This window comes from Leisingera sp. NJS204 (assembly GCF_004123675.1).
Lineage (GTDB): Bacteria > Pseudomonadota > Alphaproteobacteria > Rhodobacterales > Rhodobacteraceae > Leisingera.
Map to the genome: position 1 here is coordinate 81,731 of NZ_CP035420.1, position 14,470 is coordinate 96,200.

Genomic DNA, 14,470 nt, shown 5'->3' on the forward strand with positions numbered 1-14,470 from the left:
GGTCAAATGAGCATAGGCGCGCAGGCCGCAATGGCATCGGCGCCGGCCCGGCCCTTTGAATTGGTGCTGGCGGTGCTTTGGTTCCTGGTCACCTTCACCGTCTTCCCGAAAGATGAATACATCCTCTATCCGCTGGCGCTTTACTTTTCTTATGCGGTCTGGCGCGACCGCCGGGCCACGGTGCCGATCCTGGCCGGCTGCTGGCCGCTGCTGCTGCTGCCTGGCTGGGCGATGCTGTCATCGCCGCTGGGCGTGGTGCCGGACGAGGCCTTGCGCACCGGGGCTCAGATGGTGCTGACCGCGCTGATTTGTGTGCTTTTTGCGGCCTGGATGAGCCCGCGGCGGATTGTCCTGACAGCCTTTTTTGCAACCGGTATCTGCGGCGTTCTGAGCATCTTCTTCACCGCCTACCATGACGGAGCGATGACCGGCATCTTCGCGCATAAGAATATGCTGGGGGCCAAGATGCTGCTGCTGTGGGCGGCGGCGCTCTGCGTGTCTTTCGACCCCTGGTTCCGGCTGTGGCTGCGGTTTACCGCCCTGGTGCTGGCCGCGCTGGCTTTTGTGCTGATCCTGCGCAGCCATTCGGCCACGGCGCTGGTGCTGAGCCTTGCCATCATCACGATGATCGGCGGCTTCGGCTTTTTTGCCGGCGCCGGAGACCGCACGCCTGCCGACCGGATCGCCACCGGGCTGATCACCGCCGGTGTGCTGGCCATTGCCCTGCCGGTGCTGCTGAGCGGGCCTGACTCCCTTGCTGATCTGTTCTTCGACCGGCTGGGCAAGAGCCGCACGCTCACCGGGCGCACCCAGCTTTGGGCCTATGCCGAGGATGTTATCCGGGAGCGTCCGGTGACCGGATACGGCGGCGGCGGCTTCTGGCGGTACCAGGAGAACGACCTTGTCCGGCAGATTTTTGCGGCGTTCCACAAAAGCCCGAACCAGGTGTTTTCCTTCCACAACTCATTTTATGAAAACACCGTGCATTTCGGCCTGATCGGGCTGGGTTTGACGGTGTTCATGCTGGTCTGGGCGCTGGCCTGCCTGGCTGCTCAGCTGCTGCGCCGCGGCGGCATGCCGTTCATTTTCTTTCTGACGGTGGCGATGGTCGAACTGATCCGCGCCATGGTCGAAAGCGAGTTGATGCGGCCCTTTGTGCTGGCCCATATGCTGATCTGGATCGGCGCCTGCTACCTGGCCAAGCACCGGCTGGGCACCGGGCGTGGCCCCGTACAGCAACGGCCAGCCCCTTCGGGGCCGGCCGTTGCCTTTCGTACTGCGGATCTGGCGGTTCAGAACAGATCGTAGACGCCGGTCTCTGCCGCAAACCAGCTGACGTCTTCACGCTTGTGCCAGGTTTCATTATCCGCGGATTTCTCTTCCTGGGCAAAGATCGAGATACCGTTGCTGTCAAAATCGCGCAGACGCAACGCAGCAGGGTCCTGGCCATTGGTTGACGTCATGGAGGCGAGGAATGCCAGCTCATCGAAGTCGTCCGGATCGACATCCACCTGCGAGGCTTTGCGTTTCACGCCGGTCATGTTCCCGGCTTGCAAGCCTTCGCCTTCGCCCACTTCCATTGCCATCACATAGACGGTCTCCGGTGCGAAGGCACCGCCGCTGTTATCCTGCTGCCGCTGCAGCGAGATTTCGACGGAATCGTTGCCGGACACCTCGTTGCGGACGGTGATCGCTTCGGAGGCGTTATGGCTGCCGATCTGGGTGAAGACAGCGATTTCGCCGTCAAACCCGGAGAAATCGACGGTGGCCTTGCCATTCTTGTCCGTTTTCACCTGCACCGCGGTGACCTGGCGTCCGTCTTCCAGCTCGTAGGTGCCGCTCGACATGGCAACCCAGCTCACCGATTCCGTTGCGTGCTTGCCGTTCAGATAATCCCATTCCTCGATCTGCATCTTGAACCCGTCGTCGGTTGCCGCCTTGACCCGGGCAAAGGCCGGCGCCCCGCCGTTCGATGTCAGCGGCCCCATGATCACCACCGGATTGTCGATGTCTTCGGCAAACTCGGTGCTGAACCAGTTGTTGCGGGATCCTTGATTGAAGGTTGCGGTGCCAACCTGCAGCACGGCTTCAGCATCGCCGCCTGTATCCGGATCCGGCGTCGGTTCCGGGGTCGGATCCGGGTCCGGCTTGGGATCCGGGTCCGGAGTCGGTTTCGGATCCGGGGTGCCGCCGCCGGCTTCGGTATAGCCGTCGAAAATCTCAACCTTGCTGGAGGGCAGCTTGAAATCGGTGATCTCATACTGCTCCAGGAACTCGTCGGTATAGCCTTCGAGCTTGATGTCGATGCGGTAGGAGAAATGCTCGGCGGTGACGCGGTCGGTGATCCAGATCGCAATCGGCATGATCCAGCCGTCGCCATCGCGCATCGCGCCATTAATGGCAATCATTTCTTCAGGGTCGGGCTGGCCCAGATCGTTGTCATTGCTGTCGATGCCGTCGCGGGTGGCGACCGAAACCTCCGCCCAGACGTTCGAGCCCAGCCGCAACTCTCCGGCGTTGTCCGTGATGGTGCCGGAGATCAGCACTTCCTTGTTGCGCGGGCCTAGGGTGAGATCGGCATTGGCATCCAGTTCCAGTACCGGCCTGTCCAAGGTTTCAAGCGATGCAGGATCTACCGATTGCAGTCTTTTGTCACCATAGTATTCGCTGTCGGTTTTCTGGCCTACATCCTTGAACGTGTTGCCGATGTACACACCGTCATTGTTCACGCCCTTGTCGTAGATTGCGGTCGAGAACCCTTCGAAATGGGAGCCGATGATCGAGGTGCCTTCATGTTTGTTCGGCAGCACAATGGCCCTGCCTGCGCCATCATCGTCGGCAATGAACAGGCCATCGCGGATGACATATTCGCCGGTGTAATTGAAGACATCGAAAACCCGGTCGACCTCCCAGGCCGTCATGCGCAGAAAGTCACTGCGCAGATCGGTGGTGGTGGCCATGCTTTGGCGGTGGCCGGTGTCGATCATCGTCTCCACCGCAATTGCGGTGTTGTCATGGAAGCCGATGATGGCCGGTTCTTCGTTGTTCAGGACGTCTTTCAACGGCATCGGGTCGAACTGCAGCGCATCGCGGTCGGGGTTGTCGACGCTGGTTTCAGCAGCGCGGAACATCCATGCGGTATTGGCGTTTGCGGCAATGTTATCGTGCTGGACGATTTGCCGGGCCTGGTTTTCATAGGCCACGCCGCTGTGGCCGAAATCCGCTTTATGCTCATCGCGCGCAATCGAGAAATCCTCGCCCGCGCCGGGAACGCCGGTGACAAAGTTGCCGATCCACTGGCCGGTCTCATCGCCGTCTTCCGACACGATGCCGGCGCCTGCGATGTCATGCACAAAGTTGAAATCAACAGCCGCATGGCTGGAATGCTGCACGATGCCCCAGCCCGGGGAGCCGTGGACCGAGTTGCCGTTCAGCACCGCCATCTGGCTGCCGGCCTCGGTGCCGGTTTCATGCAGATGCAGCGGGTAGCGCGCGGCGACATTGGTGCCGACATCCAGCGGCAGCGACTTGTCGGTGCGGCCCAGCTCGCTGAATTCGGCGTATTGAACTGCGGCGTCGGGCGTGTGCATCATCATCACATGCCCGCGCACCCCTTCGGGGTTTTCGGAGGAGAACACAACGTTGCGGGTCTCGTTGCCGACAAAAATGTCCAGATCATGCCCCGGCGGGGTTGTGTGATCATGGCTCAGCGCTTTGTCGAGGGTGATTTCAACCCCTTTCGAGGTCTCCTTGATCGCCACGATTTCCCGGCTTTCATCCTGGAACTTGCCCTGTTGGGTGCCCATCACAACAAGGGTGTCGCCGACCTGCCAGCCATCGGTGTTGGCTTCAAAATTCAGGGTTTTGGTGCCGGCCTTTGCGTTGCCGTCCAGCGCCGCGTAAGCATATTTTGTGGCGCCATGAACTTCGACCTTGCCCTGTGCAATCAGGCCGTGGCTCAGCAGGTCAGGATCGATCTTGGTGTCGATCGCCCCGTCGGCAAAAACGATCGAGGTATTCACATCCGCCTCAACCGGCTTATCCGCGGTGCCGATGGTCAGATGCGAATTCAGGCCGGTGACGAAGGTCTCGACCCGGATATGGGTGTCCTGATCGGTGGCGAAATCAAGCCCGCCGTCGATGCGGACCCATTCCAGCCGGGCGTTGGATGTGGAATTGTACTCAACAGACACGCCTTCGGGAACGTGGACTTTTGCGTCTTTTCCCGGGACCTTACCGCCTTTCCATGTTGACGGGTCATTCCAATTGCCGGATTGTATTGCGACGTGGGTTGCGTCCGCGGGATTCGTAAACGGCGTGGTCATATCATGATGGGACATCATGGTATCGTTGGTCATCGCATTCATAGAACTGGGTCTCCAGATTGCCAGGTCAGGCGCGTCTTAGCGGTCTGGCAGATGGTTGTGTTTTGCGGATGCCGTGAGAAAGGAATGTTGACGTTGATTTAACGGCATCTTCAGGGCATATTCTTTGACCGCCGCGCTGCTGCGCGACAGGCTGTTCTCCCCCCTTGCCTGCTTCCGGAGACGCAGGCCGTGTCTCTTAACAGCCCTGCTGGCCTAGGGGAGCAGGGTGCAAAAAAACAGATGCCTCAAGGCGTTGTGCTTGAGGCAGGATCCCGGGGCTCAAAACTGCCGCCCGGTAACCGTTGGTATGATGCGCGGCTACGCCACGCGCAAAGCGCGGAAGCGCTGCGCTTGAACTGCATCGATGTTTTCCTCGTTACCCGAATTTTTTGCGAACCTGCCCCAACTCGCGGCCCATTTCCAGCGCGTTCAAATAGGAATTCGAAGTTTGCTCGCGCATGGGCAATAATCCGAGCGCGGGCAGCGGGCGTGCCGGCGAAATTATGCCGAACCATTCGCGTCATGGTATTTCAGAGCGCACGTTAATGCTGTGTTAACCAAATGGAAAAACCATTCCGGAATACGGAGTGTTCGGGGAGAAATGTTTTGTTTCAGGTATTTCAAACATCCTGGCAAATTGAATCGCCTGCCTGGCTGTCAAGGATGCCGGTCAGCTCCGGATTACGGAGTTGCGAAATTGCCGATGCGGAAGCCATTGACAGGTTTTCGCGCTCCGAATCGTTGCGCAGCAGGGCACAGACCGTGGCGGCATAGTCGGCATCCGAGTCGGAAACGGCTACGAAGCCGTCCAGCGCGCCGCCAAAAGCGTCCAATGTCCCGGGTGTCACCGCCACCGGCATACCCAATGAAAGGTAGTCCACCACCTTGATCGGGATGCCGCTGCCGGTCTTCATCGGCGCCAGCCCGACCGCTTGCGGCCCGCCAAGGGCGGCCAGATCGTCCACCGGCCCAAGCAGCACCAGCCCTTCGGCCTGCGCCTCCCGGGCGGAAACCGTGGCTGCGATTGACCCTGCGATCCACAGCTTTGCATCGGGAAGCCCGGCGCGCACCTTTGGCCAGACGTGCCGGCGCAGGAAGCCAAGCGCTTCGGTGTTGCCGCCGTGAACAGAGCCGAGAAACAGCCCGTGCGGCTCTGTGCCGGGCTCTGCGCGGGGGCGGACGGCCTGTGCCGCGGGCGGCATCCATTCGTGCCGGGCGCCGGGCAGCAGCGGCCGCAAGCGGTCGCGTTCGATGCAGCTGGCATGGATCAGGAGGTCCGCCGCCCGGCAGCGCTGCGCCTCTTCGGCCAGGGTGATCACCGAATGGTCGGGCTGCAGCCCCTGCGCGGCAAAGTTTTCGGCCCGCAGCGAAAACAGATCATGCAGGAACACAACACGCATGCGCGCCTCCAGCTGGTCCAGCAGCGGGCCGAGGCTGCTGTATTCCACGGTCAGCACCTCGGCGTCAGCTCTCCGCGCGCGCGCCATCACCTCCTCGGATTCCCGCGGCGGCAGCTCAACGCCAAGCAGGCTCGGATAGGGGCTGCCGCCCTGCCCGCTCAACCGCCGCCACCCTTCCGCGGCGGCCCTGCGGGCCATGCGCAGCCAGACCGCCGGCGACAGCGAAATCCGGGTTCTGCCGATGCGCAGCGCCTGCGCCCAGTCGATCTGATCCGCAAGATCCGCAATGCCGGGGTCGAGACGGGCCCAGGCCAGGTTGCCGAAGGACCGCCGCGGCGCAAAGACAATCCGGGTCGACAGCCCGGCGTCCCGGCACAGTTGCAGATAGACCTTCAGATAGGTGTTGCTGCCTGAGCGCGCGCCATCCAGCCGCCGCGCGACGATCAGGGTTGCGGGCCGTTTGCCCTCTGTCCTGCCGCCTGCCCTGTTCCCTGCTCCGCCGGTCACCCGCGCGCACCGATGCGTTTGCGCAGGGCCTCAGCCAGATGCCCGGTCACCCGCCCCAGGGCGCCAGGATGGCGCGCCAGGCGGGCCGCCGCCGCGCCAGGGTGCCTGGCTTTCAGGTTGGCCAGGACTTCCTCGGTGGTGATCAGGTTCTGCAGGTTGCGCCGCCGGGCGGCCAGCGGCCTGGCCGCCGCAGCGTGCTGGGCCGGGGAAAACCGGGCTGCCACCGCCTTGTCCGCGGCCAGCAGGGCGCGCATGTGATCTCCCTGCGCCCGGCGCGACACAGACCCTGCGCGGCGGGTATAGCGGTAGCCGGTCTCGCCGGTGAAATAGAGCCGCGCCCCGGCGGCGAGCGCTTCGAGGATCAGGTGGAAATCCTCGCCGTTGCGCAGGCTTTCATTATAGCGCAGGCCGCTTGCGGCCAGAAACCGGCGGGAGATCAGCGGCTTTGCATATCCGAAGCTCAGCTTGGCGCGGGCCATGTCGTTCAGCTGCAGCCAATCGGCCAGATCCAGAACTCCTGCAGGGTGCCGCGCTGCCAGCCCTGGTCCGGGCAGGGTCTGGCCAGCGGCATCCACCGAGATAAAATCGTCGATCACGATATCCGCGTCCTGCTGCTGCGCATGGGCATGCATCCGCGCCAGGCGGCCGGGCCGAAAGCTGTCATCGCTGTCCAGCACCGCGATCCAGTCATCCTCTGCCGCCGCAAAGGCCAGGTTGCGGGCGCCACCGGGCCCCAGGTTAACCGGGCAGCGGATCAGCGATACCCGCCCATCGCGGGCGGCGATGCGGGCCACCGTCCCGGCAGTGCCGTCGCGCGAGGCATCATCCGCCACAACGACGCTGACGGCGGCGTGTTCCTGACCCAGGGCCGAGCGGATTGCGGCAGTGATGAAACTTTCCGCATCATGCGCGGCCATGGCCACGGTGATCCTAGGCAGGTCAGGCCGGGCGGGCGGCATTGCCGGCAGCTCCGATGATGTCGTAATCCATGGCGTAGAGCCTGCGGAGCCGGTCTGCCACCCCGGCGGGCAGCAGGCTTGCATTGTCCGGCATATACCCGTCGCGGGCGTAGATTTCCCGCAGCTCTTGCACCGGCCGGTCGGCGGCATCGGACACCGGCTGCAGCGGCACGTCGGAGGTCCGGTTGACCGGTTGCAGAAAATACTGGTCTGCCAGCTCTGGCCCGATCACCCGGCACATGCCGGCATGAAGATTCTGCACCGGTATGGCGTCGGTATAGCAGACCCGCTGCAGATGCATCCGCTGCGGCAGCACATGGCGGTCAAGTTGGGAGAACCGGCGTCCCAGATAACCTTCTATGAAACTGCGGAAGGTTGCGGCTTCCGGCGGCTGGCCGGCAATCCGGGTGTAGCTTGCACTGATATCAGTGGCGCCGGTCTGTGCGATGAATTTGTTGCGGAACATCGACAGCGTTCGCTCGGCCGGGTCGCGGTAGGCAAAGATCAGATGGTCGCAGGCGGCCAGCGCACCCGGCGCCAAGCGGTGATGCTGGCGGATAAAGTCGATCGGGCGCTGATCCGGGCGCTTCAGCGCCCGGTGGGGGGAGCACTCGAGAAACATCTTCTTGAAGCTGGAGCAGGCATTCTTGCGGATATAGCAATACCCGATCATCCGGCCGCCGATTTCCAGACCGAAGTGGTTGCGGCCGATGCCGCGCACCGCGTCAAACCGCTGCTGCAGCCTGCCCAGGCCGGCCTTGTCCATGGCGGTGCGGTTGTCGAACATCATCGCGGATACCCCAGCATGCGGGCGCCGGTCAGGCCCGAGAAAACACCTGCGGCCCGGGCAAACAGCGCAATGCCATTGGCAATACCGCGCCTGCCTTTAAGGATGGAACAGGCAAACCAGCCCAGCCCCACCACAACCATGCCCGCGCCGCGCACCAGGCAATAGGCTGTGGACTGCAGCTGCGAGCGGCGCAGCAGCACGGTCAGCGCCCGGGTGTTGCCGAACCGGAGCTGCCGGTTCACCGCCCACCGCCAGGACAGCCGGTGCGGCGGCTGCCGTTCGCAAACCCAGGCGTTTGCCGCATAAGTCCCCAGACCGCCCGAGCGCGCCACATCCTGAAAGAACAGCGTGTCCTCGCCGCCGGTGAAGCTGAGCCTTTCGTCGAAGCGGCAGCCGTGCCGGGCCGCAAAGCCGAGGTCCAGCAGCACATTGCTGGTCCAGCTTTCCGTCCGTTTTGCACCATCCGCATACTGCCGTTGTTGGAAAAACAGTGTGCGCAGCCACCATTGGTCGCGGGCATTATCAACCAGCATCCGCACCGGGCCCTGCACAAAGGCAGCACCGGTGCGGTCCGCCGCCCGCACCAATTCGATCAGCCATGGCGGCGTCACGGTTTCATCATCATCGACAAAGGCAGCGAAGCCTTCGATGCCGGCTTCCTGCAGCACACGGTTGCGCGCCATCGGAATCCCCGGCCGGGGTTCATGCACATAGCGGCAGGGCCAGGGAAAATCGCGGGTTTCCTGCGCAAACACCTCCCGGGATGATGGGGCATCATCATTGTCCACGATGATAAAGGTCAGTTCCATGTCGTCGCGCACATCAAGCGCACGGCAGGACCGCAGGAGTTTGGTGAGCCCGTCAGGACGCCTGAAAGTACACGCACAGACGAAAATTTTCAAAGGCACACTCCGGGAAGGGCTCTGTCACAGGTCTGGCCTGGCACGGCCGGTACGCATGGGTTGCCGGAAAAGTATTCACGAGTGTTCAAGCTGTTGCAAGAACCAATCCCCGCCTGCCTGTCCGGCCGCCCGGGCCGGCAGGCCTGCGCCTGGATTGCGGGTGCCAGCCTGCTGCCCGGCAGCCCGAATTTGCAGAAAAAACTCGCCGAACGGGCCTGCGGCCATATTATTTGATAGGTCGAGGTGCTGCACGGCACGGGTGGTTTTGTTCTTAGGTAATCGTGAATGATCGTTTCGCATCGTCACAAGCTTATTTTTGTGAAGACGCTGAAGTCTGCAGGAACAAGTATCGAACTGGAGCTGGCCCGGCATTGCGGGCCGGATGATATCGTGACGCCGATCTTCCCGGGCATCCCCGGGCACAAGCCGCGCAACTGGCGGGGCTGGTTTGCGCCCTGGCGCGGGGTGCGCAGGTCCGGCGATCTGCGCAAAAACGTTCTGGAATGCCTGCGGCGCGACCGGATCTACAACCACATCCCGGCCCGTTTTGCCCGTGCCCGGCTGCCGGCGCGGATCTGGGACAGCTACCTGAAGGTCTGCGTCGAGCGGAACCCCTGGGACAAGACGCTGTCGCATTTCCACATGTTCCGCAATGCCGCCTGGCACCGCCATCACGATCCGGAGCTGACGCTGGACCGCTATCTTGAAAACCGCATCTTCTGTCATAATGCGCCGTTTTATTGCGATACCAGAGGCAAGCCGCTTGTCGACCGTGTGCTGCGCTATGACCGTCTCGACGCGGAGCTTGCCGGTCTCTTTGCCGAAATAGGGGTGCCGTTTGAAGGGCTGCCGCAGGCAAAATCCACCCTGCGCCCGGACAAGCGGCCCTACCGCGAGGTCTTCAGCCCGCGGCAAACCCGCATCATTGCCGATGCGTTCGAACATGAAATTTCCTTGCATGGATGGGAGTATTGACGTGGCGACCATAACAAACCCGGGCGGATGTTCCGGCCGTTTCAAGAAGCGTGTTCTCGCACCCGCAGCGCTTGGGCTGTCCTGCCTGCTGATGACAGGGGCAGCGGCCGGGCAGATCGACGGGAAACCGGCAGGGGTACCGTTCCGGACGGTGTTCCCGATCAGCGGCCCCGGAACAAACTGGTGGCGTGCTGAATATGACCATCCCGCCGGCTGGTTTCAGACCGCCTGGCGCAAAGGCGCGGTAGAATTCGGAGCGGCAGGTGTGCGTATGCATCTTGCGCCCTCGGCCCCTGCGGACCGCGTGGCCATTGACGATATCCAATCGGACGACGGATCGCTGCTGGAGGCCGGGAAAACCTCAAAAGAATTTGTCAGCGGGCAGGTTCAGCGGCGCAACTGGTACGGCTATGGCCGCTACGAAGTCATCATGCAGGCGGCAGCCGGCAAAGGACTGATTTCAGCCTTCTATCTTTATACCGGTCCGCATTTCGGCCACAGCCATGAAGAAATCACTCTTGAGATTCTCGGCAAAAACACCGGCAAAGCGCATTTCAACCGCTTCCGCGATGGCGCGCCGCTGGAACAGCCGCCCTGGGTCGATCTGGGTTTTGACGCCGCAGCGGCGCCGCGCCTTTATACAATTGACTGGTCCGAAGAGGCCATCATCTGGTCCGCGGGCGGCACCGAGCTGTTCCGTCTGACCGGGGCGGAGCAGGTGCCGCGGCCGCCGATGAAGATTTACTTCGATCTCTGGGCAGGCGGTGAAAAACAGGCGCATTGGTCGGGCGTCGCGCCCAAGGACACCAGTGCTTCGGCGCTGGTGCAATGCGCCTCCTATACGCCGCCCGAAGGCGGCACACCGTCCTGCAGCGAGCTGATGACGGCGGAATAGAGTCTGGATCCGGCCTGAAACCCGCAGGCCGGGCGCAAGCTCAGGCTCTGCGGGACCGGTTTCTCAAGCTCCCGGCGGGCGCGGTCCCGGGCGGCCGGGTTCCCGGGACGGGATTACTGGGTGGTGAGTGTGAAATCCAGCGACACCTCAAAGACGTCGCCCGGCCGGATTGCATCATCAGGCCCTACCGTGATCACCTCAACCCCGTCCGCAGTGCTGCGGCGGACTTTCATGGTGACGCTCAGCGGCAGATCCCCCAGCGCAGAGCCTTGCGAGGCCGCCAGCCCCAGGAACATCGCCTCGCGCTTGGTTTCCAGCTCGATCTTGCGGCGGGTGTCCTGCAACTGGGCGACCACCTCGTGGCGGCGGTTGTCCACCGCCTGCAGCAGGTCGCGCCGGGTTTCGCCGATCCGCTGGCGGGCGCGGAAGATCGCGGTGTTCAGGTCCAGTTCCTCGGCGTTGAGATTGGCCAGGATGCGTTCGGCATCCACCAGACGGCTGGCAACCACGGCGCCGCGATCCACCAGGCCGCGCAGTTTATCGGCCTGGTCACGGGCAATCTCAACCTGCCGCCGCTGCCCCTCCAGCTTGCCGTTCAGCGCCTCAAGCTCGGTATGGTACAGCGCGATCAGCGCCTCGTTCGATTCAATGGTGCGGACCTGCGATTCACCCCGGATATCAAAGATTGCGGTTTCTTCGGTCAGGATCCGTGCAACAGCCTCCGGACCGTCGGGATGGCGCAGGTCTTGCGGAAAGGCGATCCTCTCCGCGCCTGCCTGCTCGGCCATAAGCCGGGCCTGCCGCGCCCGCATCCGCACCAGCTCCACCTGGGTTCCGCGCAGCGAATTCACCAGCCGGTATTCGGTACCTTCGCCCGGCAACTGGCTGCGGCTGCGGTAAAGCCCGCCGGCCAGCGCCAGTGCCTTGCTGGCAGTCAGCCCGGGACGCCAGGCATAGGCGCCAGGCGCGGCGGCATCGCCGCTGACATAAAACGGCCGGTAGGCCAGGATCTGCATAGAGACCGCGGGCGGCTGGTACAGGCCTGCCGCGGCCTGCAGCCTTGCCGCGATTTCTGCGGCAAGGTCCTCGGCGGTGGCGCCGCCGGCGGCAATGCTTCCGGCAATGGGGATTGCCAGGCTGCCATCCGGCGCCACGGTATAGTTTCCGGCCAGCGCCTCCATCGATTGATAAGAGGCGCTCTCGTCGTTCCAGGCAACCACCCGCAGCGACACGGTGTCCTCGGGGCCAAGCCGGTAAGGGGCTGCGGCAGCTCCGGCTGCGGCCAGCAGGGTCAGCAGCACCCAGGCCAGGGCTGCGGCAGATCGCAGGGTCTGCATCATGTCTGTTTCCACCATGGTTTGACGGTTTTCATAAATCCGGGATACTCGTATTTCCGCTCGGCGCGGCGTTTGACCCCGGTCATCACCGCATAGATGTTCTGCGCCCGCAGATCGCGGAGCCGCTCAATGCAGGTTTCCACGGTTTGCTGGGCTGTGGCGTTCCACCGCGAGGCCACCACCAGGGCATCCGCATGGCGCAGGAAGCTTGACACGTTGCCCAGCGACAGCACCGGCGTGGTATTGATCAGAACATAGTCGTATTTGTCTGCCAGGCTGGTCACCGCGGTTTCGATCCAGCGGTCCGGCAGGCAGTCCAGACCGGTCCGGGCGGTCTCGGCAACCGACAGGAACCAATAGCCCGCCGGGGAGCGGACAACCCCGCCCGGAACCGGCCCCGCAGCCTCTGTGTCCCCGGCAGCCGGGGAGGGCGCGCGGTTTGCCTTGGCACTGTCCTGTGCCGCATCGACCAGGATGACCGACTGGCCGCGCGCGGCCAGCGCATGCGCCACCAGCGCTGCGGTCAGGGCCTTGCCTTCGCCCGGCAGCGCCGAAGTAAAGACGATAGTGCCGCGGCCGCGGTCGGCGGCGCCGGACAGGAACAGCGCCAGTTTGCGCCCCTCTTCGACCAGGGTGCGTTCCGCTGCAGGCAGCTGTGCGCCGCTGCCCAGGCGGCCAAGCAGCTGTGCCGCCCGTTTTTTGCGCAGATGCGAAAGGCTGCCGATGACCGGCAGGCCGGTCGCCTGGCGCAAGGCGCGGGTGGTCTTGATGCTGTTGCTGGTCAGCTCAAGCAGCAGCGCCGCTCCCAGTCCGATGGCCAGCCCCGCCACACCCGCGATGGCCAGCCGCAGCAGCGACCTTGGCGCACTGGGGGTCTGCGGGACTTCGGCAAAGGACAGCAGCCGCACCGACGGCTGCTGCAGCGCTTTCAGCTGCGCCGATTCCGTGGCCACCTTGAGGAATTCCTCATAGGCGATCCGGTTGGCATCGGCGATGCGGCGCAGCTTGGCCAGTTCGACCATATTGCGCGAGCGGGCGTTGACCAGCTGCTCCAGCCCCGTCAGTTTCTCTTCGATCGAGGCCACCACAGCAGAGGCAATGCTGGCCCGGGTCTGATATTCCGCGACGATGCGGGTGGTCTCCAGCGCCGCTTCTTCCTTGACCCGTGCAATCACCGCATCCAGCGCCGCCACCTGCGGCGCATCGGCGCCAAACTGCCCGGCCGCGCGGCTGCGCTCAATCCGGTGGCCGGACAGCTGCAGGCGCAGGCCGCTCAAAATCGGTGAATCCAGCACCTGCGAGGCTGCGGCGGGGCCATCGGCCGCCACCAGTTCCAGCACCTGGAGACGCTGTGCTTCGACGGTCACGATTTCTGTCCTTGCCTCGATCAGCGCCCGGCCCAGGTTCTCGATCTGCCGGTTCAGCCGGTCGGCATTGTCCTGGTTGACGCCTGCGACGCGGGTCTGGAAGTCCACCACCGCGGTTTCGGCCTCTTCCAGGTTATGCCCCAGCTCTTCAACGCGGCCGCTCAGCAGCTGCACCTGTTCTTCGATGGCCTGGCTGCGCAGGCCAAGGCTGAAGCGCGGGTATTCGGCGGCCACTGCATTGGCGATGGCGGCTGCAAACAGCGGATCCGCCGCCTCGGCCGACAGGCTGATGCCATAGCCGTTGCCGCTCTGTTCAATCTGCAGCAAGGCAGCCAGGCGGTCGGCGGCGGGACCGTATTGCAGCATGTCTCCGGCCAGGATCTGCGCCGTGGCCTCGGTGTCCGCGGCGGTTTGCGGCAGCGGCACACTGGCCGCCGACGGCTTGCCGGCAGCGTCTGCCGCAGGTTTGGAGCGGATCAGCCCGGATACGAACCGCTTGACCGAACCCAGCACGCGCAGCGGCAGCGGCGGCGGGCCGCCGGCCTCCAGCATCGGCGAGGTTTCATCGACGCCCAGGCGCTTCACCACCTCGATCATGAACGCCTTGGAGCGCATCGTCGCAATTTCCTGCTCGACCACCTGGCGGCTCAGCGGCACGCCGGTCAGCAGGTCGGCAATCGGGGTGCTGTTCTGCCGCGGATCCACCAGGGTCACCTCGGCGGTGGCGGTATAACGCGGCTGGATCTGCATCAGCATCACCCCGTTCACCACCACCACGGCCAGAAAGATCAGCCCGATCAGCAGCCAGCGGCGCCAGAAAAACAGATAGATATCGGACAGTTTGACCGCACCGTCGCGCGGCGTGGCATCAAGCGGATCATCCGCCATGAAACTGAAAACCCCGCTGCGCCGGTTCAATGGCCCGGTCCTCCGTTGCCCGGCTCTGCGCCCGGGCGCACTGCTTGTGTTCC

General features: G+C 63.7%; 10 protein-coding genes. 3 read left to right on the forward strand and 7 right to left on the reverse strand.

The genetic code is table 11. The features are described from left to right. Positions 1 to 6 precede the first annotated feature (6 nt). On the forward strand, positions 7 to 1,308 hold the full coding sequence (locus tag ETW24_RS22300; RefSeq protein ID WP_164982812.1) for an O-antigen ligase family protein: 1,302 nt from the start codon (positions 7 to 9) through the stop codon (positions 1,306 to 1,308). Here the strand turns inward: ETW24_RS22300 and ETW24_RS22305 are convergent. From ETW24_RS22305 to ETW24_RS22325, 5 genes are all read right to left on the reverse strand, one after another. Continuing rightward, complete coding sequence (locus tag ETW24_RS22305; RefSeq protein WP_129373290.1) at positions 1,293 to 4,367, reverse strand: G8 domain-containing protein; 3,075 nt, start codon at positions 4,365 to 4,367, stop codon at positions 1,293 to 1,295. The genes ETW24_RS22300 and ETW24_RS22305 overlap by 16 nt on opposite strands. A 620-nt stretch (positions 4,368 to 4,987) precedes the next feature. Continuing rightward, complete coding sequence (locus ETW24_RS22310; protein ID WP_129373291.1) at positions 4,988 to 6,274, reverse strand: glycosyltransferase family 4 protein; 1,287 nt, start codon at positions 6,272 to 6,274, stop codon at positions 4,988 to 4,990. Next, positions 6,271 to 7,233, reverse strand: coding sequence for a glycosyltransferase family 2 protein (locus ETW24_RS22315; protein WP_164982813.1), 963 nt, complete (start codon positions 7,231 to 7,233; stop codon positions 6,271 to 6,273). Before ETW24_RS22315 ends, ETW24_RS22310 begins: the two co-directional genes overlap by 4 nt. After that, positions 7,214 to 8,023, reverse strand: a complete 810-nt coding sequence (locus ETW24_RS22320; RefSeq protein WP_129373293.1) for a sulfotransferase family 2 domain-containing protein — start codon at positions 8,021 to 8,023, stop codon at positions 7,214 to 7,216. The genes ETW24_RS22315 and ETW24_RS22320 overlap by 20 nt, the downstream gene beginning before the upstream one ends. Then, positions 8,020 to 8,931, reverse strand: a complete 912-nt coding sequence (locus tag ETW24_RS22325; RefSeq protein WP_129373294.1) for a glycosyltransferase family 2 protein — start codon at positions 8,929 to 8,931, stop codon at positions 8,020 to 8,022. The genes ETW24_RS22320 and ETW24_RS22325 overlap by 4 nt, the downstream gene beginning before the upstream one ends. 279 nt (positions 8,932 to 9,210) lie before the next feature. On the opposite strand from ETW24_RS22325, the gene ETW24_RS22330 reads away from it, so the two are divergent. Continuing rightward, positions 9,211 to 9,900, forward strand: coding sequence for a hypothetical protein (locus ETW24_RS22330; protein ID WP_129373295.1), 690 nt, complete (start codon positions 9,211 to 9,213; stop codon positions 9,898 to 9,900). 1 nt (position 9,901) lies between these two features. Then, entirely contained in the window at positions 9,902 to 10,795 is an 894-nt protein-coding gene (locus tag ETW24_RS22335; protein WP_164982815.1) for a family 16 glycosylhydrolase, read from the forward strand. Between the two features lie 113 nt (positions 10,796 to 10,908). Here ETW24_RS22335 and ETW24_RS22340 read toward each other — a convergent pair whose 3' ends face one another. Further along, positions 10,909 to 12,135 (reverse strand): polysaccharide biosynthesis/export family protein, encoded by a 1,227-nt coding sequence (locus ETW24_RS22340; protein ID WP_164982816.1) that lies wholly within the window; start codon positions 12,133 to 12,135, stop codon positions 10,909 to 10,911. After that, a complete protein-coding gene (locus ETW24_RS22345) occupies positions 12,132 to 14,417 on the reverse strand; it encodes a GumC family protein (protein WP_129373298.1) in 2,286 nt (761 codons plus the stop codon). Before ETW24_RS22345 ends, ETW24_RS22340 begins: the two co-directional genes overlap by 4 nt. Between the last annotated feature and the right edge of the window lie 53 nt (positions 14,418 to 14,470).